This is a genomic window from Streptomyces sp. NPDC055189 (assembly GCF_053606765.1).
The window spans coordinates 1-25,690 of record NZ_JBSGSG010000026.1 but is presented as its reverse complement, the minus strand read 5'-3'; the positions used below and the strand labels follow the sequence as shown (position 1 = coordinate 25,690).

Here is a 25,690-nt window from a genome sequence, read left to right as displayed (position 1 = left end):
CACCGCTTGTTCAGAGTGCTCCTCGCGGCTTGATCCACGAAGAGGGTTTTCCAGGTTGGTGGTGGCCGTTTCCCGACCCGGCCCATCTCTGGACGCATAGGGGGTTCCCTGTTGCGTGACGGAACTCGGCAGGGTGTGCTGGGCCGTACACGGCGCCCTCAGTGCTCCGTGCCGGAGGCACACAGTGGCCGACCTCGAGCAGCCGAATCCCGTCGAACTCAAGGTGATGCTGTTGCCCCACCAGGCACGGCTCGTGGGGCTTTTCGACGCGGCTCCCCCGCCAAGCACGGGGCATCGAATCTGGCTCTGCGAGCAGAGTGCGCTGTGGCCGCAGCAACTACCGCTGTGGGATGCCGGGTTGGTTCTGCGGCTGCGTGAGCGGACTGGTCATCCCGATGACAGCACGGTCGTCATCTGCCCCTGTCGGCGTGCGCAACTGTCCGGCCCCTGGGCCTCCTGGCCGCCGGGACGCGTCGAAACGCTGAACATCGACCAGGTGTGGACCGGGGAGCGGCGTATACGGTCTGCCGCCCTGAGCGCGCCTGTTACGGCGGGTACCGTCCGGGACGTACGCGCGGGCCTGACCGATACCCGCGCATTGTTCACTCTCGCCCAGCGGATATTCCTCCACGACTGCGCCGATCGGCCCGTCGACTTCGATGATCTGACTGTGCTGGGACCGATCGAGGTCCTCACCTGGCCCGAACTCGTCTGGTCGGGCCTGCGTCTACGCGTGGAGCGCTGGCGCGCCCGCGCGTCGTCGAGGCCTTGCCTGGAGGTTGTCGAGGTCTCCCGCCGCGTCGACCGACAGGGCGCCGAGATTGCCCAACTCGCCCTGGAGAGCGCCCTGCGCCGACGTCTTGTCGATGCCTGGCTGAGCGATCCAGTCGCCCGAACGCACCGGTTCCTGAACTACCTGAGCCACCCCGCCACCGACCCGCCCACACAGCCTTGAGGGAGTTCCCCGATAGCACGCCCGGCTGTGCCGTAGTGAGATGCGGGGCAACCGGCCCATGCCCGAGGGGGACCCTTGAGCCCATTCGTCGATACGACGCTGGTGCGGCTGTCCGACCCGGCCGTACTCAGAGACCTCGTTTTCCCGGCAGATGACGCACACCACAGCCGTATGCGCACGCTGTTTGCCGAGGTCTATGACCTGCCCTTCGCGGCGATCCATGACGTGGCGGCCGTAGACGTCCTGAGTACCGAGTGCCAACACCCGCTGTTTCCGGCGCGACTCCTGACCGGCCGCTGGACTCAGACGCTCCCGGAGCACCGCCGCACCGACATCGAGTACGAGGGCACCGGCTCGGTCGGTCCCGTCTGGGTCGACGTCGACGCCGAGCTCGCGGTGACACTGATACTCGCGGTTGATCCGGGCGAGGTGGAGTCGTTCCGCGTCTCCGATCTGGGGGCGTTCACGACGTTGGACGACTTCCGCGCCAAGTTCCGCTATTTCGACCTCGACGCCTTCATGATCAAGAACGGCCTGCACACGGTGGAGGACCTGCGTCGCGCCTTCCGCTATCTGCTGGGTGAGTTGAGGCTGCGTCCGCTGCCGGCGTTCGACCCGGCCGACCCCGTCCATCGCAGGCGCTTCCTGCTGCGGCTCTCCGTTCTCGTCCGCGACACCGTGGACGCCGCGGCGGCCTTGCGCGACGTACGCATAGTTCTGCACACCGCCGAACGGACCCTCGCCTACAGCCCGCAGGGCCCCGCTGCCGCCGAGGCGCGAGCACCGCTGGCTCCGCTGCTGGTGTTCTCGTCGACCGGGCTCGCCCCGGGCGGACCCACCCGGGAACAGCTCACGGCGTTCTTCGCCGGCCAGAACATCCTGGCCGTCTTCCAGGATCCCTGAGGAGAAACCCCATGGCCGTGCGGTACGTACGAGTCAAACCATCCAGCGACATGTTCTCGCCCGCGGTGCGCCCCACCGGAAACCTCGCGATCGTCGGACCGGCGACCAGCGGCACGGATGGCGTTCCGGTCCAAGTCACCCAGCCCACGGCGGCCGTCGCCGGATTCGGAGCGGCCGACCAGTCACTGCTCACCAAGGCTCTGCTGGCCGCATTCCGGCAGGACCCCGGCCCCAGCCAGATCTGGGCCGTCAAGTCGGGCGCGGACATCGCGGGCGCACTGGCCGCGGTGGAAGATCTGGACGTTCAATTCGTCGTCGTGGCCGGCAGCGCCCTCGACGCGACCACCGGACAGGTCAGCGGCACCATCGGGAAATTACTCGCGCACGTCGTAGCGGTCTCGAAAGACGGTGACGGCAAGGAGCGCATGGGCGTCGCCATGCTGGCCAAGAACTCGGCCGACCCATCCGTGCTCACGGCCACACTCACCTCGGACCGCATGATCTACATCGCCCACAAGAGCGACGATGACGTCGCCGCGGCCGTCGCAGCCGCCACAGCGGGCTTCGCCCCCGGCGTCTCCATGGTCCTCAAGCCGGTGAGTGTCGATTCCGCTCCCTTCTCCTCCGCGGAGATCGACAGGCTCAACGGGGGCGCCGAGTCCGACGACCAGCCCCCACGCGGCAGCGGGGTGAACTGGCTGGTCGACCCGCCACTGTTCCCGGGGAAAGGCATGTATCTCGGTGAGGGATACACCGGCAACTCGGCCGGCAACAAGTACATCGACGTCACACGCACCATCGACGACGTCTCTTTCCGCCTGAAGGCGCGGCTCATCAAGGCGGTCGGGGCACTGCGCATCAGCCGCTCGGGGCTGCGGTCCCTCGTCGTGCAGATGGACGCTGTCCTGGCTCCGCTCGTAGCCGACGAGGTGATCGAGGGCTACGGCATCACGATTCCGATCCTGGATCTGCTGGACACCGACCCTACGGCGCTCGACGAGGCACAACGGAAAAGGATCGACGACGCCCAAACCAGTCGTCTGGCAGAGGTCCTGGTGACGATCGACTACGCGGGCGCCATGCACCGGATCTCCATCAACCTCAAATTCGTCTAGTCCTCGCTCCATACCTGAAAGCCTTCAATCCGGGGGGATGAGATGCCCAACTGGAATACACGCCTCGAAGTGCGACTGGGCACGGAGCTCATCTGCCCGCTCTCGTCGTTCTCGCCGACCTTCAACGTGCCGCACACCGTGATACACAGCGTCGAGGCCGACAACGTCGGCTATGTGAAGCAACCGCAGACGTTCACCTTCACCATGACCGTCCTGGCCATCGGTTCGGCCGTCGCCGATCTCACCGAACTCGCCGTAACCGGTGCGGAGTTCGATATCGGAGTGGCGGAGAGAAGCGGCACCGACTGGTCCTTCAGGGCCCTCAAATTCGGCCGGTGCGTCATGACGTCGGCCAATCCGAGCAACGTGGTGATCGACGGGGCGCCCGCGGCGACCTTCACCTGCATGTGTCTGCAGCCCGGAATCGACGACTAGTCATGGCCGAATCCGATGAAGCAGACGTAGTCGAGACACAGGTCGACGAGGTCACCGGCATCACGTATCGCTTCCCCGTACACATCGAGGTGGTGGGCGAGCTGGACGCCGACACGATGCGCAGGTTCGCCGCGTACGTATTCGAGGAGCTGGACTCCACCCTGCGCGGTACCGCCTGATCACACCAGTACGCCCTGTTCCGGGAGGAGGACCGGCGTGGCGAGCCTCTTGTGCTCGGTTCCTGTCACTGTCCGGCTCGTCGGCACTCTCGACGACGAGCGTCTGCGGCAGCTCGAGGAGTCCGTGAGGAAGTCGGTACTGCTGCGGCTCGCTCAGGCAGACCAGGAGGTGAGCCGGACACATCCTGAGGCAGGCGCCGTGTCCGCTGACACCGGAGAGCACGAGGCAGGTGAGAACGAGCCCGGCTCCGGTGGCGGCGTGCGCATCCGCACCCCTGGCCTACATCTCCTGGACACACCGCTGCGGCCACCCGATCTGCTCTCCATGGTGGGCACGGCGGCAGGCCTGCTGATCGCCGGCCTCGCTCCGGTGTCCGGAACCCCCGCAGCCGCCGCGATCTGGCCGCACGTGACACGCCAGGTCTCCACACCCCGGCCGAGGCGCAGGAATATGGCGCCCGCCTGGTTGTACGAACCTCAGCTTGTCAAGGCGCTCCAGGCCCTCGGCGCACGCGAGGACCAGCGCGCCGAAGTCCTGCGGCGTGTCCTCGACACCCTGCTCGGTGACCGCGACACGGCGTTGGGAATGCTGCCGAAGGACGATCCGACAGCGGAATGGGCGGGCTTCGGCGCCTTCATGCAGAAGCTCTTCGAGAACGGTTACGAGGGCTACCGCGCTCTGCGTCCGGGGTTCCTCGTGGCCTTCGGGGCCCTGGAAGTCGGGACGGAGCGGGCCTTGGGCCATGCGCGGACGTTCTACCAACCGGGCTCTTCCGGCCCGGGGGGCAGCCCGCTGGTGCGGATCTCAGTTCTGGGCCATGCCGACAAGCTCGTACACAGGGATCTGGCGCAGCACATCCAGGCCGCCGAGAACGCGCTGACCGCAGTGGACCGGCGCGATCTACTGCCGCGCATCACGTCCGTCGGCACCCTTGTCATCCGATCCAACAGGAACAATCCGCTCGCGTTGTCCTGGCACAGCTTCGGCGCGGCCGTGGACATCAATCCGGATCTGAGCCCCAACGTCCCCGGATTTCCCGGCGAGTTTGTCCGCGAGGTGACCGATGTCGACGTTCTCGCGACACTGATGGTGTACGCGCCGGGCCAGGATCTGGACGAAGCGCGGCGTCAGGTCCTGGGGAGCGACCGCCTCGCCGGGATCTTCCGTGACGAATCCAGCCTTGAGGCCGGACTGTGGCAGGTCGCCGTCCGTCTGGCGGGCACGCCGAAGTCCGTCGATCCCCCGGGGCTTCGCACCGCAGTTCTGGCGGCCGCCGCGGAAGGGCCCGCCGTGCACTGGGCTTACGGCCCCACGCGCCGAAGGAGCAGCAAGAGGCACCCCGTGCACGGAGCCCGGCACGACGCACTCGCCCGCCTGCTCTTCCCGCCCTCGCCGGTCTTGGGGCCCGAGCCGCTCGACGTGTGGGAACGCAGGCGTCACATCGTCGAACTGCTGATCCGCATGACGCAGGTGTTCGAGGAGACCTTCCAGCACGACAAGGCCGGCCGGCGGGTGCTGCGCGGAGGAAAGCCGCTCAGGGTCAAGCCCACGGCCGTGTCTCCGAAGCTCGGGCAGATCGCCCTCCACGGCTTCATCGGGATCCCGGACAGGATCGTTGCGGCACTGAGGGCGCCGGGGGCCGGAGACCTCCGCTGGCTCGGTTCGCACGAACGCGCCACCAGGGACTTCATGCATTTCGAGCTCCGCCGGCTGCCTCCCCTGTACACGCCGGGCCCTCCTGCGGCTCCGGACACCGGAACGACAGAGAAAGGGGGTGGGCCTCGGTGAGCGGTCCCGCGCTCCAGACCTCCGAAGGAGCCGCCGAGGAACGTGTCCGTGCGGCGGTGAGGCGTGGCATACGGCGGGCGCTCACCGACCACTCGGCACAGCGACCTGACATCACTCCGGCCGCGTCGGTCCACGGCCGGCCGGAGCCGGTTTTCGGCTTTCCCGGCCCCGCGGCGGTCCACGGCCGACGACTCACGACCTCCCAGGGTGATGTCCTGCACCCGGAGGGCATGCTTCCTTCGCTCCCCGTCATCAGTCCCGCAGCATGGGGACCGGCCTCCTGGGCCCGAGCGAGCGGCGCCACGGTGGAGACGAACAGCCTCGCGCGATCTGTCGAGTGGGGTGAGTACCTCTTCGGCGCCGGGGGGTTCGCCGTACTGGAACGGCGAAGCGCCTCGGGCCGGTTCGTGGTGGCGGCCCTCGACTCGCCGCTGACCATCGCCTCATTCGGCGGCTGGGGCTCCGGCATCGAGGGTCTCGAACTGCCACCGGGGGTCGCCGTGCACGGCGTCGGCCAGCGCTACTCCGTCTTCCGGGCGGGCGACTACCGCGTGGTGGCGGTGGGACTGAGCGGCCACGACGCGGGACGCCTGTATCCGCTCGCCGGGAAGACCGGTCCCGCCGGCTGGTCGGCGGAGCGCGCGGAACGTCAGCTGGCCGCCACGCCGCGGACGGAACATGTGGCCCCGGGAACGGCAGCCCGGGCCGCTCGCGAGTGGCTGGCCCCGGCGGCGGGGGACACCGAGCTGGTGCGCCGGCTGTCGCTGATGGACCGACGGATCTTTGCGGCGCTGAGGTGGCAGGAGCGGGCCGACTATCTGGTCCGTCTGACCCGGTGGCGCGACAGCGTGTTCGGCGAACCCGAACGCACCGGTGCGGCCATCGCCGAAATCGTGGAAGCGACGCGACCGCTCACCGAACTCGAGGCCGTTTTCACGGTATTGCGCCGCGAGGGGCTGTACGACCGGCTCTTCACCCGGTTGGACAAGCCGGTCTTTGTCCTGCTGTTCAAGCTCGGCGAACTGCACCCGGCGCCGCTGTTCAGCCTGGACTTCCTGCACGCTCTGCTCCAGGGCGTGGCCTCCTCCTCACGGTCGAGACTGCTGACCGACCTCGAGGCAATCGGTGAGACGGGCTGGGACTGGCTGCGGAGCACGGTCGGCTCCTTCAAAGACCTTCCCCTTCTCCCCTTCGCCCTCGCCGACGCCACCAAGCAGCTCGCTCATGCGGCCTACACCTTTCAACGCGCCACCACGACTCCTGTCGACCCGCAGGCCTTGATCCAGGTCATGGAAGTAATGCGGCGCATGGGGACGGTGGTGTGGACGACGCTCAACGGCCTTCGCACCATGGAAGTGCTGGGAACGTCGTACAACGCCCGCCCCGTCAACGCGCCGACCACCACCAAACTGGGCCGCTGCCTCAGCGCGCTGCTGGTGCTGGAACTCCTTTCCGTCTTCGTCGGCGTGGCCGAACTTCGTGCCGCCGGCGCCGCCGTCAGCACGAAGTCCAAGCAACTCCTGTCTCTGTTACGGCTGTTGCGCGGCCTGTCGTGGGCCGAGAGCGGGGCCGAGAGCGCTGCGCGGCTCGAACGACTGCAGTCCGTGCTCGCCCTCTTCGCGAAAGCCGCCCGGCTGGCCGACGAGATGGAGGCCGCCCGGCTCTTGCGCCTGCTTCCCGACGCGTATGCCACCGAGCTCGCCCGGCTCGCCGAACTAACCCCCTCGGCCACCTCCTACCGCGCCCTGCTGCGGATGCCCGGCGAGCGAGAGGTAACAGCGCGGCTTCGCAGCGCTCTGGAACTGACCGCCCTGCTGGAACGCAAGGCCGGCGGGGCGGACGCCTTCACCCCCGACATGACAGCGGGGCTGCACCGGCTCCTTGACACCGGCTGGCCAGGGGCCCGGCTGAAGCGCTATGTGGACAGCCTTCCCGCCGGGGAACTTCCGGCCTTCCTTGAATTCGTCGGGCGTCTGTCCCCGGGGCAGCTACTGGATATCGGAGCCGGTGCGCGGCTGGCGTCCCTGGCCCGCTCCCCGCTGGCCCGGCGGCTGCTCGCCGAGGCCGGAGGAGAGCTCCTGCTGGAGCTGTTCCGACGCCAGGGCCGCAGCCTCGACCAATTCGAGGAGTTCACCGCCCGCCTGTATCGCGCCCGCGACGTCATCGCTGACCCGGCCGACTATCAGCGCCTGTTGGACCGCCTCGCCGCCGGTGAGCGCGCGGCATACGACCAGGTCATGCCCCCTACCGAGGCGGCGGGTCTGGCTGCACTTGCCGAGTTGGAGAAGGGAGCCGGATCGGCACAGGTAAACGTGGCCGGGTCTCGCTCGGCTCCACTGACCGCCCTTCGCAGGGCTGCTCGGGACGACGCGGAGGCCGGAGCGCGACTCGCGACCTACGAGTCGGCGACCGACGCCAGGCTGCACGCCCTCGAAGCACAGGGCGACGAGGTCGCGACGGCGCTTCTCGACGAGAAACACGGCGGCCGCGACCGCCCGTTGCTGGTGGCGGTGCCGTCCCGTCCCTCCATGCGCAACCGACTCCGCCGCGACCTCGCTGCCCTTCGCGAGCGCGTCGAAGGACTGCGTGCCCGGGAGGTGGCCGCCGGCCGGCTCGAACGACGGCCACCCAAGGCTCCGGCGTGGGAGGGCGAAGGCGTGCCGCTGAGCAAGGAGATCGCCCGTTTGGAGGGAACGGTGGGCGTCGGGCGTACGGACATCCCCGCCCTCGCCGACGAACTGTTCGAGGCAGGCTCACCACAGGCCCTGGGCACCTACGATCCCCGGGCCCGAATCCAGATCCCCGCCGGCATGCGGCAGGTTTCCCGGTCGGCCAGGGACGCGGAGGTCGTATTGGCGCAGAAGCTCGACGCACGCCTGTCATCCCTCGGCCCCGAGGCGGCGGCAGAGAGTCGCGGCAGCACCGTGTGGATACACGTCGACGAACGCGTATGTGACTCGTGCCGGTCCCGCCAGGGTCCTCTGGCGCAACTGAGCGCCCTCCACCCCGGCATCACCGTCGAGGTCACCGCGGAGGGGACGTCGGAGGTGCTCCGGTACCGCGGAGGCCGACGGATCGACCAGGGGGCGGCGCCATGACTTCCGCGCCCAATCCACCGGTGCTCATCGGCACGGTGCCCCTTCTGTACGTACAGAGCATCACGATCTCAGAAGGGTACGAGGTGAAGCGCATCGCCGACAGCCAGTTCTCCCAGGCCCTCGCCCCGACCAGAAAGACGATCGCCATCGAGGCGCTGCTGCTCGGCGAGGAGCGTCTGCGAACCAAGAAGGAGCTTGAGGGCCTCGCGCTGGTGTCCCGGCTGCTGGCCGCGGCAGCCGCACCGGGGCTGGCGCTGTCCGGAATCCCTGTCGTGTGCGGCCTGGCCATCAGCCTGGACATGCAGATCACCGAACTTCGTTTCACTCAGAGCACCCAGCGCAGGGCGGCGATCGATCTCTCGATGAACCTGCAGCACGTGCCCCGCAGCCGTGCGACCGCTCTGCTCGGGGAAGCCGCCGACCTCGCGCTGGCCGCAGGGGTTCCACTGACGCCGACCCCCGTGGTCGGCACTCCGCTCCCGCGGGTTCCCACTGCCCCTCTCCCCCCGCCCCCAGCAAGGTGATCACCATGCGAAACGGCTATCTGCGCTTGCCCATCGACGCGGACGACGGCTTTCCCCAGTCCTTCCGGCTGGCCCTCGCGGAGCGCGTCTACCGGTTCGACGCCTACGTCACCGTCGTCGACGACTCGTTGCTCGACTCACCCGTCCCTCTCGAACTACCCCGCGACGGAGCTTTCCTCGTGATCGCCCTGGAGCCGGTGGACGGACGCGGCCCGGTGCCCATGTTCCGTCGCAAGGTGGTGACGGGGCTGGAGTACGAAGTGGCCGACCTGGCGATGGTGTTCACCTCCATCCGGGTTCATCCGCTCAACCTCAACGGAGCGGGCACCCACGGCTCACGGATCGTGGGAGGGGTGACCGCGCGATGGGCTTCGTGATCTGGTATCAAGTCGCCTTCCTCGACGCGGAGAACGCGCCGCCGTCACTGCGCGTGTCGAACGACATGGTCAGCGGCGAGTTCGCCGTCGACGCCGACATCACGGTCGAGTCCTGGATCGGGGCACACGCCGAGCGGTTCGAGATCGTGATCCACGATCTTCCGCTGCACCACAGCGAACAGTTGGCGCTCCGGCACCGGCAGTCCGACGCCTCCTCCGGTCCTCTGCTGGCAGACATCCGGCTCGGCTACCTGGACCGTCCCGAAACGCACACCGCCTCGGTGCTTCTGGGCGCGGTGACCTCGGTCCGTGCCCATGTCTCTTCCGACGGCGTCCTGCTCACCGAGGTGCGGGGCCAGGGGCTGGCCGGTCACCGGCTGCTGGGGACCACGTTCGAGTTCGGCAGGTCCGGCGAGACCGCGCTCGCCGACCTTGCCCAGAGCATCGGCGCCCGGGCCAAAGTCACCGTGGTGGACGGCGGACTGACCGGTACTCGCCCCGACCCGGCCGTCCGGACGGGTACGGCGCTCGCCGCGCTGGGTGAACTCGCCGACGCGGCAGGGGTGTTGTTGGCCCTCCGCGACGGCCGGGCACTGTTGGGGAACGCGGCGTCCGTGGGCGCGCCCGCACTGTTCACGCCCGAGACCAACATCGTCCGGCAGAGCCGCCGAGACGACGAGCCGACCGATCAGTCTGCGCCGGAGCCCGACCCGCGTCGGCGCCATGACCTGGTGGTCCTGGGCGATCCGACACTCCGGGTGGGAGGCACGGTCCTCATCAACCCTGCTCCGGCCTCGCAGCCGCCGGGCGCACTCCACCTGGAGTACGTGCGGCACACCTTCCTCAAGAGCGCCGGCTACACGTGCGACATCAGTGCCGTGTCCGCCCACCCCGGTGTGTCCTACCGGCGGACCGGCGCGACGGGAGTCGCGGACCGCATGCGCGGCATGGTCCGCTCGGCCCTCACCGACCGGCCCGCCATCGATGTCGGAGACGTCGTCTCGGCGCTGCCAGGAAGCGCCGATCCCGCGCACCGGGCAACCCTGTCGTACGGTCAGGAGCCTCCCTCGGGCGCGTCCGCTCCAGTGGTCGACGATCCGCTGCGAGCCGACGCGCCATGCCTCTACGACCGCCCCGTCGCCGCGCCCTTCGCCTGGGACCGCTGCGGGCTCGTCGTTCCCGTCTATCCGGGCATGCGCGCCGTGCTGGCCCACAACCGGGGAGCGGTCGACGACCCGGTGGTCTCAGGTTTCGTCTGGTCGGGAGCGGCGGACCACCAGCCTCCGGAGGCCGAGGAGGGCGACTACTGGCTGTGCCTGCCCACGGAGATCAAAGATGAGCGACCGGCCGGCAAAGGCGTCAACGATCTCACCGACCGCACGGGCCGACGCGCAGTCCAGGCGCGCGGCCTGTCCATCACGGTCGCTGACCAGCAGCTTCCCGACGTCGGCACCCGCCCCCCGGTCCCGGACGATCTCACCTTCGAGATCCGCCACGAGAAGGGCACGAAGATCACCGTCGCGCCCGATGGTGCCGTGAGCATCTCGACATCCGGGAAAGACATCGTCCTCGGCAACGGCCAGGCCTCGATCACCATCTCCGGATCACGCATCACGCTGCACGCACAGACCGTGGAGGTGACGTGATGCCCAAGGTCCTCAACACATCGGCGCAACTGACCTGTTCGCACGGCGGCACCATCACTGTCGTCGCCTCGCAGCGCTCCCTGACGGCCGGAGGCACTCCCGTCCTGATCCTCACGGACCTGATGGCCGCAACGGTCTCCGGCTGCCCGGCGCCGTGCACGAAGGTCCTCGCCGTATCCGCCGGAGCGTCCCGCACACTCCGCGCCGCCGGCACAGCGGTCGTCCTGGCCACCGTGCAGGGGACGACCGACCAGGGCACCTTCCAGTCCCTCTCCGCAGGCCAGCAGGTACTGGACGCCCGGTGACGAATCCAAAGGAGGAGATCCATGACCCTGGGAACAGATTTCGAAATCCGTGGCGGCGACCTCCTGTTCGACGGCCATGACCTGGCCCTCGTCTCCGGCCTCGAAAATCTTCTGCAGTCGCTGCGCACACGCGTACTCACCCCGCTCGGCGAGGACCGCTACGACACCCGTTACGGCCTGGACGTCCGCACGCTGTTCACCCGACCGACCGCAGCCGCGACCACCCGTGAAGTCCTGCGCCTGAATCTGGTGCGGACGATCGGCAGCGACCCACGGGTGCGGGAGGTGAGCGAGGTCCTGGTCCGTACGGCCGGTGCGAGCTCCCGTCGCGACGCCTGGATCGCAGAAGTCAGGCTGGTCACCGAGGACGACAGCCAGGTGACACTCGCTGTGGAGGTCGGCCCGTGACAGGCTTCGGACTCACGGAGGGCGGCTTCGTCCCCAAGCCCTTCGACGAGATCCTTCGGGACGCCCAGAGCCGTGCGCGCGCCGTGTTCGGCCCCGACGCCGATCTCTCGCCCGCCGGGGCGCTGGGCAAGATCCTTCAGATCACCGCCGACGAGGACGCGCTGCTGTGGGGCCGCCTCGAAGACCTCTACTACAGTTCCTTCGTCTCCACCGCCACAGGCGCCGACCTCGACCGACTGGGCGAGGACCTCGGGATCCCCCGCCCTTACAACGCCGCCACCGGAGTCGTCCGTCTCACCGTGGGCCAACCGCTCCCGGACCGAGTCCACACACTGCCCCCGGCCACGGTCCTGCTCACCGCGACGAGTCCAGCGGTCGTCTTCCGCACGGACGAGACCGTCCGGCTCAGCGCCGCCCGGCCCACGGCCGATGTCTCCGCCACCGCGTACGAAACCGGTCCGGGCGGCGACGTCGCGGCCGGCGCCGTCGTGGCCGTCGACCCCGCGTATCTCGTTCAGTTCGCCGGCGTGCGGCCCCCGACGACGGTCACCGTGACCAATCCGGCGCCGTTCTCCGGCGGGAACGCCCTCGTCAACGACACCGCGTACCGCGGTCTGCTGCTCGCGACTCCCCGCAGCATGTGGACCCTCGAAGCGGTACGGGCCGCAGTACTGCGGGTTCCCGGTGTCCTTGACGTCTTGCTCTCCGATCCGCTCGGCGGAGTGGACGTCACACAGAGCTACTTCAACCTCTTCGCCTTCGACCAGCGGGTCTTCCTCGGCGAACGCCCCTTCGGCGAGCCGTACTTCTTCGACGTGGTCGTCGCCCACGAGTTCGCGTGGCCGTGGCGCAGCGACAGCCGGATGCGGGGGATCCAGGAACGCGTCACCGACGAGGTCAACCGGTTGCGGCCGGTGGGCGTGCATCCCCGGGTCATCCCCGCCGACCACATCGAGATCGGCATGCGCGCCCGGGTCACCGTCGACTCGGGCCTGGATCCGCAGGTGCTCCAGGCCGCTCTGACGCAACGTCTCGCCGAGGATCTCGGCCGCCACCGCCTGGGCGAGGCAGTGCTGTTCTCCCAGATCATGAGGGTGTTCACCGAGCAGTCGGGAGTGCTCGACGTCCAGGATCTGCGGCTACGCCGCAATCCCCCGTTTCTCGGACGGCTCACGCTCGGCGCCGTGCCCTTCCAGAACGAGGCCATCGAGGCGGCAGTCGGCGAGAACCTCACTCTCGGTCCGACCGAAGTCGCGCTGTTCCGTGTGGACGGTGCGCTGCTCGACGTGGAGGTGGTGCCGCGATGACCCTCCCGGAGCAGCGGGGCGTCCCGGCGGACACCCGGATGGCGGCACACCTCACGCTGCCGTTCGCGCCCGGCGCCGCCCGCAGCGAGCTGCTCTTCCTGCCAGGAGCCACGACAACGCGTGCGGAGTTCGAGCCGTACGGATTCTCGGAGCATCTGGCCTCGTTCGGCGTGGAGCCCGTCCCGCGATACGTGGTGCGCACGCGACTGGCGCTGCATGCAGCGACCACGCTCACCGTCGCCTACGACGTTGCCGTCCCGGGTGGCGGCACAACGTCCCGTACGGTCGAGCTGACCTTGCCCGCCGGCACCCTGGCAGGCGCGTCGTTCCTCGTCCCCCTGCCCGACAACGCCCGCCCCGCCGCACGGCTGCGCTCCCTTACGACAGACCCGCCCGTGACCGAACCCGCTGCCACGGTCGCCGACATGTGGTCGGTCACCGCGCTGCTCGGTGAGCTGGCCGCGCTCTGCTGGATCCTGGGCGCGGAACGCGACCTCCTCACCACCCATATGGCGCTGCTGCGTGGCGCTCGCACGGTGCGTCGAGCGAGCGGAGGGACCCTCGACCGGATCGGTGCCGATCTCGGTGTGCCCAGGTTCCCTCCTCTTCCCTACGTCTATGAACCGCACACCCTCGCCCTTTACCACCTCGACGAACGGTTCGGCAGTGCCGAAGTCGCCGACGCCTTCGCACTGTACGGCGGTGTCGGACACCCCGGCATGGTGGACGGTGCCGTGCTGGGTGTTCCCGGCCGCTTCGGCACGGCAGCGGGCTTCGGCGACCTTCCCTCCGAGATCACGGTCGCCGATCACCCTGAGTTCGCGATGCCTGTCGGAGCGAGTCTGACCGCCGAGTGCATGGTCCGTCCCGATTCCGGTATCCGGGAGGGCACGGCCCTGTCCAAGCACGCCGACCCCGCGGCCCCCGCACAGGCCGGCTGGGCCCTGTCGGTCGGTGGATTCGGCAGGGGCGTGGAGCGCAACGTTCGTCTTCTTCTCGCCGACGGCACACGGCAGTTGGCGCTCTTCACCGACCTCCCGCTGGGCAGCGATCGCTACCATCACCTGGCGGGAGTGGTGGACGGCGTCGCCCGGGAAGCGCGGCTGTACGTCGACGGAACTCTGTGTGTCAAAGCTTCCATCGATGCGCTGGGACCCCTCACCACGACGGCACCGCTGCGGATCGGCCGCTCCGGAAGCCCTCCCTCTGCCGCATGGCACGGGGCTGTGGACGAGGTCCGCATCTCCGCCACCGCGCGAACCTCGTTCAACCCGGTGCTCGGCGAGAGCGACGCGAGCTACCGCCGCCGGCTGACCGTCTTCCGGCACTGGACACTGCCCGATGCGGCCGGCCTCCAAGCAGCGGTGAACACGGCGGCCGGGCCCATACTCGGCGTGGCGCAGCCGTTCACGGTCGACGACTCCGATCACGACGCGGCGAGCGGCTCGCTGCCTGTCACGGTGACACCCCGCCAGATCCCCTCCGGCGGATCGATCGACGCCGCGGGTCGCCGCGACCGACCGGAGAGCGAAGCGTCCGGATCTGCTGACGACGACCGGAACTTCGACCCGTCCACTCTGGTCACGGTCCCTTCCTCGGCCCGCCTGGCCTTCGCCGGTGCTCCTGACGCGCCCCCACGGATGCGCGTCGGGGTCCGGCGCGCTCTCCTCGCGCTTGTGGACCGGCTGACCGCGGCCGGGGCCGCGGGCGCGCTGCGCCTGCGGTCCGGCTACGATCCGGCAGCCGACGACCTGCGTGCCGTGGGTCGCGCCCTGCTGCTCCTGCACGACAGCGTGCCGCCGCCGCTCCTCGCGGCCATGGCGCAGCAGGCGGGTTTCAGTTGGGTCCGGAATCTCGGCTCCGTCTACGCGTCGGTCTCCTCGACGTCCTCGTACGACGTCCGGATCACTTCACGACTTCGCGCTCCCGCCGCTCACTATGGTGCCGACCTACTGGTGGCTCAGATCGCGGACATCGCGCTGGATCCTCCCCCGCCCCCGGGCTCCACCGTCCGCTGGTCCATGGCCCGCAGCGGCCGGGGCAGGGCGGAGTTCCTCGATCCGTCCGGGAACGCGGTCAACGGGCCCTGGTCACGGCCAACCGCCGAGCTCAGGGCAGCGCACCCCGGTCGCCTGGTCCTCCTGGCGGACGTCCGCATCGCCGGGCGCACCCTCACCGCCCTGCGAACGGTGGCGATCGGCGTACGGTCTGTCTCCGCGGGCCGGTCGATCGCGGCGGACGGAGCACAGGACGTTCCCGAACCACAGCTCACCGAAGTGGCAGACCCGCGGCTCGCTCCGTCCCATGTGATCACCGTGGACGACACCCGGCTCGGGGCATCGGACGTGGCCGCTCGGCGTATGCACCCGGCGTTGGCCATCATGCTGAGCCGCTGGCTCGACGCGCTCGCCTCGGACGGCGCCACCGGACTGCCCCGGCTCACGTCGGGCTGGCGTCCCATGGGCAGCGGCCCGGAGACCGTCGGACGAGCGCTCACCCTTGAGCGCGGCACCTGCTCCCTACCCCTGGATCGCATGGGCGCGCTGGCCCACGCGACCGGATTCGACTACGTGGCCAACACCGGCACCGCGCTCAGAATCGCCCTCCTGACGGGCAATCCGGTGACCGTGGAGGGACCCACCCTGGTGGCGGAGGCGAGCACGTCCACCCTGCGGGTCCGGCCCCGCGCACTGCCCTGTGCCGCCGCGGCGGCCGGAGACCGACTAATCGTCGCGAACCCGGGCACCGACACCGTCTCCGTGCTCGGTCCGCAGGGGCGTGTCGACAAGGTGGTGAAGGTCGGCTGGCGGCCGGTCGGGGTCGCGGTGTCAACGGACGCGTCCGTCGCCTTCACGGCAGACCGCGCCGGTGCGACCCTCACCGTGCTCTCCCTCGGCCCGGAGCCGGGCCCTCAGTCCGTGCGCTCCACGGTGCCCCTCCCCGCCGAACCCGTGGCCCTCGCACACAGCACCAGCCGGGCGACGGTCGCTGTCGCGCTCGCCGATCGGCTGGTGCTGTGCGACAGCCCTTCCGGGTCTTTCATCAGCTCTCTCCTCCTTCCCGCGCCGCCCGTGGGGCTGGCGCTCTCCCCGTCCGGGGCGACCGCGTGGATCGCGCTGGCCAACGCCACGCTGGTCAGCACGCCGCTGTCCGCACCGGCCCTGTCGGCCTCAGTCGCTCTGCCGGGTGCGCCAGGAGGAATCACTGCCACAGCGGGAAGGGTGTACGTCACCATTCCCGGTAACCGCGCACTGTGCATCCTGGATCCCGCCACCGGTGTGCTGACGACCGTGCCGGGGGTCGGCGGCACGCCGACGGCGGTCGGCGCGGACCCCTCCGGCCCCGGTGTCTACGTCGCGGACCCTTCCACGTCCCGGGTGCTGCGGCGCGCGGCGGACGGTTCCGCGCTGTCCCCCGGAGTCACCATGAGCACGGTCGGCACACCCGTGGCGCTCGCGGGCGCCGCGGGCAGGCTCTACGTCGTCACCCGAGCCGACGACATACGAGGGGGCGCGGACGCCGTCGGCGTGGTGGACGCTGCGGCGCCCCTGCCCGGCATCACCACCTTCTGGCCACTGGGAACGGGTGATGGGGAACAGCTGCGGTGGTCACTGCGGCCGGTCGCTGATGCCGAGGCCCGGCTTGACGCCGTCAGTACGCCCGTTGTGTCCGCCCACACCGGGCGTGCGGGCGCCCTGCTCGCCGTCGCCGAGTACCGCTCCCCTGATCACCCGCCCTTCAGCCTTCGTATCGGGCTCCACCCGGAGCTGCGCCGGCTGGAGGAGACGGGAACGCCGGTCGTCGTGCGCAAGGACCAGTACGACCTGGTCATGAACGTCCTGCACGAACTGCACCCCATCGGCGTCGAGGTGGACACCCGGGTACTGCGCGCTCATGTCGTCGAACTGCGGGCCGGGCTACTGGACGTCTTTCCCGCCTACACCTATCCCGCCTACCGCCAGCGGGTTCGCCCGTCGGCGCGGCCTCAGCAGGAGGACTAGCGATGGCCTTCTCCATCTCCTTCCAGCGTGCGTTCCGGCACAAAGCGTGGACCGACGCCGTCGACCGGGTGTCGGCCGGCGGGGACAACGGCTTCAACATCCGCTTCCAGACGCTCGAAGCCGACCTCGACACGATCGGAGCGCGCTTCGACGACGTCACCAACAGCCTCAACTCACTCGCTCAGGGGGTCGAGTTGGAACGCGTGGTGAACGTGGCTCCGATTCTCACCGCGACTGGCTCCACAGGCTGGGAACTCAGCACGGGAACCGCCCGGAAGCCGGGCTCGGCCACGGACGTCTCCGGAGCCGTTCCCGTCGCTCTCCCGCCCGGCGGTCGGATCGCCGCGTTCCGGGCCCTCGGCAACAACACCGGCACAGGGACGTTGACTCTGGAACTGATGAGGCAGGACCTCACCGGGCAGGGTCTGTCACCCGTCGTACGGATCCAGGTCAGCGGCCAGGCGGCAGCTCCCAACTTCGACCGGACAGAGAAACCCTCCGGTGGCGGCGGGATCGACGTGATCGACGCCGGGTCCTCGTACTTCGTGCTCGCCCGCCTGCAACACGCGAGCACGCCGGACAACGTCTTCCTGACCGGCTTTCAGGTCTTGTACCGAGCCCGGTGATCAGCCCCCACCCGCATCGCACGACGCAGACGAGAGGACGCACTGATGACCTGCTTCAACCCCAGCGGCAGTACCCCTGGACTATTTGTCGCCTACGGCGCCAACGACACAGGAGTTCGGCCCGCACCAGCCGGGACCCCGCTGTGGCTCAGCCCCGACATCCGTCTGGCATCGCAGAAGGAAGCCCCGGACCTGATCACCCACCCCGATGACTGGGACATCAATCCATGGATCGCACAGGTGGAAGTCGGCACCGAGTACTACTTCCTGGTCAGGGTGCGCAACAACGACCCGGAACGGCAGCGGCACTTCCTCAACTTCCAAGCCTGGGTCTGCGATTTCACGTTGGGAGGCATCGGACCGGCGAGCAAGGTCTCGGGTGAGTTCCAGGGCTACTCAACGGTCCCTCTCCCCGCCCACAGCAATCCCAACGCTCCCCGGCCCATGGTGGTGATGAACAGCAGCAGCCTGTGGAAACCCACCGCGGAAGATCTCGCGCGGAATCAGGGACATCACTGCGTCGGCGTCGTGGCCTGGGCCGAAGCCGATACGGTCGCCACGCCGCCCACTCCGACGGACGGCCGGGATCTGGTGGGCTCCTACATCGATCCGTCGTGCGACCGCCGCCACGCCCAGCGCAACCTCAGCGTCATCCCCAAGTCGGTCGGCATCCGTGGCGACCTCCCGATCATGCTCATGGTGCCTGTCACCGACCGCTGCCCCCTTCAGGCCCAGATCACCCTGCGCCCGGTGGACCTCAGTGACGGAGCAGGCAGGCCCCAGCCCGTGCCCGAACTGATAAGGGCAGCGCATGAACACGGCCTGGACCAGCTCTACCTGCCTGACGGGGCCCCCTTCGAGTACGTGGGAATCGGCCGCGCGGGCGGCAATTCCCACGAGAAGGACCTGCACACGAAGTTGAAGCCCGGCGGCCGTCTCGACATGCAGTTCACATTGGACCCTTCACCGGAAGAGAAGCCGGGTGACGTCTACGCCTTCGACGCCGTCACCACAGACACGGCGACAAGGCAGCGTTCTGGCGCCGCCCGCGTATACGTCCTCGTCACGGACCGCCCCTAGCCGCCGACGCAGAACCCATCGCGCCTTTCGCCCCTGCTTGGAGGCAGAATGACCGCCCGCTTCTGGCCCTTCTCAGCACGTGCGGCCTGGATCGCCAGCGCCATCCTGGTCCCCGTGCTCCTCGCGGTGACCGTGGCAGTCCAGACGAAGGGGCCGTTGAGCAGCAACGATCTCCATCCCTGGTGGTTGGTCGGATCCGCAGTGCTCGGTCTGCTGCCCGTCCTCCTGCTGGTCCTCAGCTCGGTGCAGTCAGTCGAGGCCGCAGGGGTGAGAGTCGCGTTCGACGCTGTCCAGACGGCCGTGCGCGTGGCGGAGAAGACGACGCGGACGACCATCACGGAGAATCTCGGCGCCCCCGCGGGGGTAAACGTCATGGATTCGGCAGGAGACACGATCATCACCGCGCTGAAGTCGGCCACGATCGGTGATGTGGTGATCGTCGACCTCGGAGAGGGGCGGGACTGGTGGGAGACCAGGCTGCTGCTCCTGACCTCGGGCGCCGTCAGGCTCGGCCACCCCAGAGCCATTGTGTTCACCGCGGTCTCCGCGACGCACCCGTACCGCTATCTCGGTTGGGCACCGCCCTCGCAACTGCTCCGCAGCCACCTGACCGCGAGCGTCGACCTACGACAGGCCTACCAGCGAGCCCATCGGCAGCAACTCCTCGCGAGCCTCGCGCTGCCCGACCATGAAGGAGGACCGGAGCGGTTCCCGTGGCAGACGCCTCCGGACGGTCCTTTTCCGACGCCGGCGGGGCTGGAGGGCGATTTCGCCCCGGAACGCGCACTCATGCACCAGCTGGGGCCACTCGAGAGCCCCGACACACAGCGGCATGTGACAGTCAGCCGACTGAACGAGCTTTTCGCGGCCATCCTGCACCAAGAGTCCGTCGACCAGGACGATCCTCAACGGCGTTGGATCGACCTCATCTTGAAGAGCACCGCGGACTACTTCGCCGTGACCACGGGGCACCGCCGGTTCGTGAGCCTCGTGCCTCGACGATCCGCGGTCAACGCGGTACTGCTGAGCCTCGTTCACGGTCCGCCGACGGAAGACCGCGGCCTTTGAGACGCGCTGCTGAAGCCTCACCGGGCGCAGGAGTCGGGAGGCGTCGAGTCGGTCGGTGAGGGCATTCCCGTCGGTGAGGGCGTAGGTGAAGGAGAAGAGGGGTCCGAAGGTGTCGGGGTGTCGGAGGGGGACGGTTCGGGTGTCGGGGTCGGGTCGTCGGAGGGTGACGGTGTCGGGCAGTCCGGGTCCGTGGGGTCCGGGTCGGTGGGGTCGGGAGTGGTGGGTCGGGGGCGCGGGCCGGGGGTCGTGGGGCGTGGGCCCGGGCGGGTCGGGTCCGGGGAGGCGGAGTCGCCGGGGCGCGGGTTCGGTGAGGACGACGGTGGGGGGCCGATGACCAGGCCGCCGCCGTCCCCGCCTGCCGGGCGGGTCGCGGGAGTCCTGCCGCCGGGGCCGGGGCTGGTCGGCAGTGGGCCGCGGCCGTCGGGGACCTCGTGGGCGCCGCGGCGGTAGAAGTCCAGCCAGGCCAGGACCGTGCGCAGGTAGGCGGACGAGTGGTTGTAGCTGAGGATCGCCCGGTCCAGGTCCGCCTTGCGTGAGAGGTCGCGGTTGCCCGCGCACAGGTAGTTGCCGGCCGCGAGCGCCGCGTCGTGGATGTTGTTGGGGTCGGCGCGGCCGTCCCCGTTGCCGTCGGCGCCCCAGCGGGCCCAGGTGGAGGGGATGAACTGCATGGGCCCCACCGCCCGGTCGTAGGTCGCGTCGCCGTCGTACCTCCCGCCGTCCGTGTCGGAGATCCGGGCGAATCCGCTGCCGTTGAGGACGGGGCCGAGGATGGGGGTGAGTGTCGTGCCGTCGGCGTCGACCCGGCCGCCGCGGGCCTGCCCGGACTCCACCTTGCCGATGGCGGCGAGGAGTTGCCAGGGCAGGCGGCAGCCGGGGTCGGAGTCCGCGAGAGCCTCCTCGGCGCGGCGATAGGCGGTGAGGACCGTGGCCGGGATGCCGGACTGGGTGCGCACCTCGGGGGCCTCGCTCCCGCCGCCGCCCGATGAGCCTTTGCTGCCCCGCAGGGGCGGGAGTTCGGTGTGGTAGGCGTCGGCCGAGGGGCCTGCGGGCGGGATCCACCCGTCGCCCCCGGTGGCGTTGTCCGGGGCGGCACCACGGCGCGGTGCGGCGAGCGGGCCGCCGGGCGCGCCCGATGCGGTGAGTCCGGCCACCGCGACGGCCGCGACGACGGTGCCCGCCATGCCCCGGCGCATGCGGCCGCTGCCCTTCTTGCGGTGCCTGTTGCTCGTTGCCATGACTCACCTCTCGAAGTTGCGGCGCTCAGCAGTGCTCGGCAGGAATCGGCACTGCTCAGCAGTTGGGGGCGGCGGGGCGGTCCGCGAAGCGGTCGGCGAGATACGTCATGGCCTCGGCGTTGGCCGCCTGGATCGGCCAGAGGTGGTCGCCGACCGGGGGGTGGCTCGTGGTGTCGTACGTCTTCCAGGTCAGCGGCACACCTTGGGCGCAGTACTGCTTGTGCAGGGCGTCGGCCTGGTTCGGTTCGACGAGGGCGTCCCGGGTCGCGTGGTACTGGAACACCGGCACCTTGATCTTCGGGCTGCTGCCGAGGGTGTTCTCCGTGTAGCGGGCGACCCAGGGTGCGTCGACGAGCGGGCTGCGGGTGACGTACGCGGACAGCGGTTTGTTGCCGTACTTGTTGATCATCTCGAGGGCGCAGCCGCCCCCTTCGAGGTCGGCGACCATGGTGCGTCCCGCGTCGTTGAGTACGTCGCCGAACTTGAGCTCCGGGTATGCGTTGTTGAGGCCGATCAGGGCGTAGAAGAGGAAGCCGGAGCCGGGGCGGCCGTTGAGCGGCAGGGCCACCTCCATCAAGTTGGCGGGGACTCCGCCGGCGACGATGCCCTTGAGCTTGAGTTCGGATGCGTAGTCGGGCTGGAACTCACCCGCCCACAGCGCGGCGCCGCCGCCCTGCGAATAGCCCCGGAAGGCGATCGGCGCGTCGGCGGAGAGCCCGGTGGCGGGCAGCCGCTGGGCGGCGCGGACCGCGTCGATGAGGGCGGGGCCGAGGGACTTGCCGACCATGTACGTCGTCTTGGGTCCGGGCCGGTAGCCCTCGTAGTCGGGGACGGCGACCGCGTAACCCGCCCTGAGCATGGCGTTGATGACCCACTGCTCGTACAGGGCGCCCTTGGCGATCATCCGGGACGGGGTGCAGCGGAAGGCGGGGCCCTGGGTGCCGGGCCCCCAGCCGACGATGGGCCGCGAGGCGGGGTTGCCGCCCTTGGGCACCAGGACGGTGGCGGTCACCGCGTGGGGCTTGCCGAGCGCGTCGGTGGACCGGTACATCACCTGCCAGGTGTCGACCAGGGCACGCGGCGTCGGGGTGCCGGGCTCGATCTTGCGGGAGCGGATGACGTCGCCGGGCTTCCCGTCGGGCAGGGCGGACGGCGGTACGTAGAAGTCGTCAGGCGGCAGCGGCGCGGCAGCGTTCGCACGAGCACTCGCACTCGCACTCGCACTCGCACTCGCACTCGCGGGAGCCTGGCGGGGCTCGCTGCCCGCCGTGCCCGGGAAGAGCGTGCAGGCCGCGAGGATCAGGGTGAGGACGGCGGTGAGCCGCCCTGCCCGTCGGGATATCCGTGTCGGCATGTCAGTTCCCTTGGGTGCCGGTGGTGTGTGGTGGCTGGCGGGACCGGGCTGTTGCCGCGGCCGGTTGCTGCCGCTGCGGCGGGTTGCGGGGCCTGCGCTCGGCTAGATCTGCAGTCCCTGCCGTGGGTTCTCCTGCTCTGCGATGGCGAGCTCTTCGAGATGTGCGGCAGCGGCGGGAGCTCCGCCCGCTTCACGGAAGGAGTGGCCGACACGGCGGGCGGCCGCGGCGAAGTGGGGTTGACCGAGTACGGCGTCCAGAGCGGATCCCACGGCCTTGGCGTCGGTCCGGCCGAAACGGACCCGCACGCCCGCGCCCAGAGCGGTGACCTGGGCGGCGACCACAGGCTGGTCGCCGCGGACCGGGGCCACCACCAGGGGGACGCCGTGCCACAGGGCTTCGGTGACGGTGTTGTGCCCGGCGTGGCAGACGATCGCGTCCGCGCGGGCCAGGAGGGCGAGTTGGGGCACGGCTCGGCAGATCAGGAGGTTGCCGTCGTCGCGCGGCGGCCCGAGAACCCCGTCTGGATCGACGACCACCGCGCGAAGTGCGCGTGACCGGGTGCGTATGCCGTCGACGCACTGGGCGAGGAAGTGGGCGCCCACCGTGGTGTCGGCGGTGTCGAGGGAGACCAGGACCAGCGCCCGCTCGACGTCCCGGTCGACCCACCCCCAGGGGAAGTCGGCGGTATCGGCGTCCGGTTCGGGCTCCTGGCCGAGTGCCGGGCCGACGAAGCGCGTCAGGCCGCGGTCCGGTGTCTGCGGGCCGGTGAGTTCACTGGTGGAGAAGACCAGCGTGAGCCGCGGCGAGAACCGCGGGTCGTAGCGGGCCGAGGGATCGCCGAGGCGCAACCGGAGACCGTCCAGGAGGTCGGTGATCCACTGGTCGAACTGCGGAGTGCCGATGGGGCCGCCCGAGAGCTCGGCGGAGGTGGTCGAGGAGGTGACGTAGGGGACGCCGAGCCGCTCGGCGACCAGTGCGCCCGCGACCGTCTGCTGGTCGACGACGAGCAGATCGGGCCCGAACTCCATGACCGCTGCGGTCACTCCGGGCGCCATGGCGTACGCGAGGGGCGCGAAGAAGTCGTCCCACAGGAACTTCAGCGCCGCCTCGCCGCGCAGATCGCGGGGCCTGTCGTCGACGCCGGGCGCGCCCGCGCAGGGGAAGACGGGAGTGCCATCGGCCACCAGGCCCTCCAGGACGGCGGGCTGCCCGGCCCAGGCCACCTGGTGGCCTCGGCCGGCCAGTTCGGCGGCGACGGCCGAGGCCGGGGTGACGTGGGCGGCGAGCGGCGGCACCACGAAGAGGAAGCGGCTCATCGGACACCGCCGCCGTACAGCGGCCCCTGCGCCGTCCGGTCGGGGGCAGGCGTGCCGCCGGGTTCGGCACCCCCGGCCGGGGAGACCCGGCGCGAGCCCTTCGGGCCGGGCACGAGCAGCGAGGCGGTTGCGTACCCCGCAATGCCCAGGGCCGGTTGGGCATTGCGGGTGTCGGTGAGCCCGGCGCGCGGGAGTCCGTCCGCGCCGGGGGCGGGGCAAGCGGCGTCCGCGCCGAGCAGCACGGCGCGCGGGCTGCGGGGCGGCAGGGCGTCCGGGTCGCCGGGGCGGTGCGTACGGCGCTCCCCCGCACGTCTCACCCGTCTCCCGTCCTCGCGGCCGGAAGGGATCAACCCCGGGGCCGCCTCCGGGATTGCCTCACAAGACAGCATCAGAACTCCGACCGCTCGGCGACACAGGCAATTACGTTGAATTGACAATCGAGCCGAAAGCGGAAGCTAGTCGCGCCTCGAGATGCTGGTCAAGAGACGTTTCACCGCGTACTGAAGATCTGTTGCGGGGTGAGTAAGAAGCCGGGATCAGTTGTCACTCGGGCTCACCCCGGGATTTTGGCATCGAAGTACAGATCAGGACTGCTCATTACTCACCCCGGGATGAAGCAGACGCCGAATCCAGGCAGCGTAATTCTGCTGGTAATTGACATCTTGACCGCCCAACTACCCGTCAGTAGTTTACCGATCCGAAACAGGACCGTATCTGGCGAAGATAACGACATGTACGGCCATTCTTCCTTCACCCGTTCTGCTCGTTCACGCAGTACGAGAGGCAGCTCATGAGAGCTAATCGAAAGAGAGCCGGGGTGCGTGGCGCCCTGGCCGCTGTCGCGACCGCCGGGCTGGTCACCGGCCTGATCACCGCCACCGGAGGTACCGCTTCCGCCGTTCCGCTGAAGCTGAATCAGAAGTACACCTGTAAGTTCCCGATCATCAACAACGACCCGATCGAAGTTGAGATCACCGCCGACATGCCCGCCACCATGAAGGTGGGCGAGACGGTCCCCGAGTACGACATCAAGGCCGTCACCAAGGTCAGCGCACGGGCCGCACAGGGCCTCGGCGTCATGGGCGCCGTGACCTTGGAGGGCAAGGCCACCGCCGACGTCAACGTGACCCTGCCCGGCGGCACCGGCAACCTGCCCATCAAGGTCGTCAACAACGTCGCCAAGGCCAACATCCCCAACCCGGCGGCGGCGTTCACGGTCGACGCCACCGGTAAGTCGCCCGGCAATCTGCTGACCTGGGCCGACCCCGGTACCGCCAAGTTCGACGTCACGGGCCTCAAGCTGCACAACATGATCGCCCGTGACGCGGCCGGCGCTCCGGTCCAGCTGCCGCCGTTCGGCGACGAGTTCGAGACTGCCTGCACGCTCGACGCGGGCCAGCCAACGCTCCTGCACACGATGGAGATCCAGGGCGGCAGCACCGACCCCGGGCCCGATCCGGACCCCGGACCCGACCCTGACCCGGGTCCGGACCCCTCGACGGGCAAGCAGAACGTCAACACCAAGGTCACGCCCAAGCAGGGAGGCGGTCAGCTCACCATGGCCCAGGCCGGCGACACCGTCGCACTGTCCCCGGTCGAGGAGGGCGCGGGCGGCAGCTCGACCGGCGACCTGCAGAAGGTGAGCGTCAAGGACGCCCGTAACGGCGCCAGTGGCTGGTCGCTCACCGGCAAGGTCACCGACTTCACGGGCGGCGCCGGCACCATCGGCGCGGACAAGCTCGGCTGGACGCCGTCCTGCGAGACGGCGGCCGGGTCGGCCAGCACCTGCGTGCCGGGCACACAGGGGACGGTCGGCGGGGCGGGCGCCACGCTCGCGAGCGCGCCCGACGCGGCGCAGACCGGCGGAGAGTTCACGGTCGGCGCGGGCCTCGCGCTCGACGTACCGGCGACCGCGGCCGCCGGTGACTACGCGGCCGTGCTCACGCTGACGCTGACCTGATCCCGCGT

General features: G+C 69.8%; 22 protein-coding genes. 18 read left to right on the top strand and 4 right to left on the bottom strand.

The window, feature by feature from the left end; genetic code table 11:
• Positions 1 to 184 precede the first annotated feature (184 nt).
• From ACWFR3_RS20235 to ACWFR3_RS20155, 17 genes are all read left to right on the top strand, one after another.
• A complete protein-coding gene (locus ACWFR3_RS20235; RefSeq protein ID WP_453735970.1) occupies positions 185 to 955 on the top strand; it encodes a hypothetical protein in 771 nt (256 codons plus the stop codon).
• Between the two features lie 171 nt (positions 956 to 1,126).
• Positions 1,127 to 1,858: a hypothetical protein gene (locus ACWFR3_RS20230; protein WP_453735969.1), complete on the top strand. Its 732-nt coding sequence runs from the start codon at positions 1,127 to 1,129 to the stop codon at positions 1,856 to 1,858.
• Positions 1,859 to 1,869: 11 nt separating this feature from the next.
• Entirely contained in the window at positions 1,870 to 2,973 is a 1,104-nt protein-coding gene (locus ACWFR3_RS20225) for a hypothetical protein (RefSeq protein WP_453735968.1), read from the top strand.
• 42 nt (positions 2,974 to 3,015) lie between these two features.
• The gene (locus tag ACWFR3_RS20220) at positions 3,016 to 3,408 is read left to right on the top strand and encodes a hypothetical protein (RefSeq protein ID WP_453735967.1); all 393 of its coding nucleotides are present in this window, start codon (positions 3,016 to 3,018) and stop codon (positions 3,406 to 3,408) included.
• 2 nt (positions 3,409 to 3,410) lie between these two features.
• Complete coding sequence (locus ACWFR3_RS20215) at positions 3,411 to 3,587, top strand: hypothetical protein (RefSeq protein WP_453735966.1); 177 nt, start codon at positions 3,411 to 3,413, stop codon at positions 3,585 to 3,587.
• A 37-nt stretch (positions 3,588 to 3,624) separates the two neighbouring features.
• Entirely contained in the window at positions 3,625 to 5,376 is a 1,752-nt protein-coding gene (locus ACWFR3_RS20210) for a M15 family metallopeptidase (protein WP_453735965.1), read from the top strand.
• The gene (locus ACWFR3_RS20205; RefSeq protein WP_453735964.1) at positions 5,373 to 8,474 is read left to right on the top strand and encodes a hypothetical protein; all 3,102 of its coding nucleotides are present in this window, start codon (positions 5,373 to 5,375) and stop codon (positions 8,472 to 8,474) included. Before ACWFR3_RS20210 ends, ACWFR3_RS20205 begins: the two co-directional genes overlap by 4 nt.
• Positions 8,471 to 8,998 carry a hypothetical protein gene (locus ACWFR3_RS20200; RefSeq protein WP_453735963.1) on the top strand — a complete coding sequence of 176 codons (528 nt, stop codon included), beginning with the start codon at positions 8,471 to 8,473 and terminating at the stop codon, positions 8,996 to 8,998. Before ACWFR3_RS20205 ends, ACWFR3_RS20200 begins: the two co-directional genes overlap by 4 nt.
• A gap of 5 nt (positions 8,999 to 9,003) precedes the next feature.
• Positions 9,004 to 9,375 (top strand): hypothetical protein, encoded by a 372-nt coding sequence (locus ACWFR3_RS20195; RefSeq protein WP_453735962.1) that lies wholly within the window; start codon positions 9,004 to 9,006, stop codon positions 9,373 to 9,375.
• Entirely contained in the window at positions 9,363 to 11,021 is a 1,659-nt protein-coding gene (locus tag ACWFR3_RS20190; RefSeq protein WP_453735961.1) for a hypothetical protein, read from the top strand. Before ACWFR3_RS20195 ends, ACWFR3_RS20190 begins: the two co-directional genes overlap by 13 nt.
• Entirely contained in the window at positions 11,021 to 11,326 is a 306-nt protein-coding gene (locus ACWFR3_RS20185; RefSeq protein WP_453735960.1) for a hypothetical protein, read from the top strand. Before ACWFR3_RS20190 ends, ACWFR3_RS20185 begins: the two co-directional genes overlap by 1 nt.
• Positions 11,327 to 11,347: 21 nt before the next feature.
• Complete coding sequence (locus ACWFR3_RS20180) at positions 11,348 to 11,734, top strand: hypothetical protein (protein ID WP_453735959.1); 387 nt, start codon at positions 11,348 to 11,350, stop codon at positions 11,732 to 11,734.
• Entirely contained in the window at positions 11,731 to 13,041 is a 1,311-nt protein-coding gene (locus tag ACWFR3_RS20175) for a baseplate J/gp47 family protein (RefSeq protein ID WP_453735958.1), read from the top strand. Before ACWFR3_RS20180 ends, ACWFR3_RS20175 begins: the two co-directional genes overlap by 4 nt.
• The gene (locus tag ACWFR3_RS20170) at positions 13,038 to 17,042 is read left to right on the top strand and encodes a LamG-like jellyroll fold domain-containing protein (RefSeq protein ID WP_453735957.1); all 4,005 of its coding nucleotides are present in this window, start codon (positions 13,038 to 13,040) and stop codon (positions 17,040 to 17,042) included. Before ACWFR3_RS20175 ends, ACWFR3_RS20170 begins: the two co-directional genes overlap by 4 nt.
• Positions 17,043 to 17,044: 2 nt before the next feature.
• Positions 17,045 to 17,668, top strand: a complete 624-nt coding sequence (locus ACWFR3_RS20165; RefSeq protein ID WP_453735956.1) for a hypothetical protein — start codon at positions 17,045 to 17,047, stop codon at positions 17,666 to 17,668.
• A 45-nt stretch (positions 17,669 to 17,713) separates the two neighbouring features.
• Positions 17,714 to 18,748 carry a hypothetical protein gene (locus ACWFR3_RS20160; protein WP_453735955.1) on the top strand — a complete coding sequence of 345 codons (1,035 nt, stop codon included), beginning with the start codon at positions 17,714 to 17,716 and terminating at the stop codon, positions 18,746 to 18,748.
• A 114-nt stretch (positions 18,749 to 18,862) separates the two neighbouring features.
• Positions 18,863 to 19,816 (top strand): hypothetical protein, encoded by a 954-nt coding sequence (locus ACWFR3_RS20155; RefSeq protein WP_453735954.1) that lies wholly within the window; start codon positions 18,863 to 18,865, stop codon positions 19,814 to 19,816.
• A gap of 17 nt (positions 19,817 to 19,833) precedes the next feature.
• Here ACWFR3_RS20155 and ACWFR3_RS20150 read toward each other — a convergent pair whose 3' ends face one another.
• From ACWFR3_RS20150 to ACWFR3_RS20135, 4 genes are all read right to left on the bottom strand, one after another.
• On the bottom strand, positions 19,834 to 21,051 hold the full coding sequence (locus ACWFR3_RS20150) for a lytic transglycosylase domain-containing protein (protein ID WP_453735953.1): 1,218 nt from the start codon (positions 21,049 to 21,051) through the stop codon (positions 19,834 to 19,836).
• Between the two features lie 55 nt (positions 21,052 to 21,106).
• Positions 21,107 to 22,405: a lipase family protein gene (locus ACWFR3_RS20145; protein WP_453735952.1), complete on the bottom strand. Its 1,299-nt coding sequence runs from the start codon at positions 22,403 to 22,405 to the stop codon at positions 21,107 to 21,109.
• A gap of 102 nt (positions 22,406 to 22,507) precedes the next feature.
• Complete coding sequence (locus tag ACWFR3_RS20140) at positions 22,508 to 23,722, bottom strand: glycosyltransferase (protein WP_453735951.1); 1,215 nt, start codon at positions 23,720 to 23,722, stop codon at positions 22,508 to 22,510.
• The gene (locus tag ACWFR3_RS20135; RefSeq protein WP_453735950.1) at positions 23,719 to 24,039 is read right to left on the bottom strand and encodes a hypothetical protein; all 321 of its coding nucleotides are present in this window, start codon (positions 24,037 to 24,039) and stop codon (positions 23,719 to 23,721) included. The genes ACWFR3_RS20140 and ACWFR3_RS20135 overlap by 4 nt, the downstream gene beginning before the upstream one ends.
• A gap of 500 nt (positions 24,040 to 24,539) precedes the next feature.
• On the opposite strand from ACWFR3_RS20135, the gene ACWFR3_RS20130 reads away from it, so the two are divergent.
• Entirely contained in the window at positions 24,540 to 25,682 is a 1,143-nt protein-coding gene (locus tag ACWFR3_RS20130) for a DUF6801 domain-containing protein (protein ID WP_453735949.1), read from the top strand.
• Positions 25,683 to 25,690 lie beyond the last annotated feature (8 nt).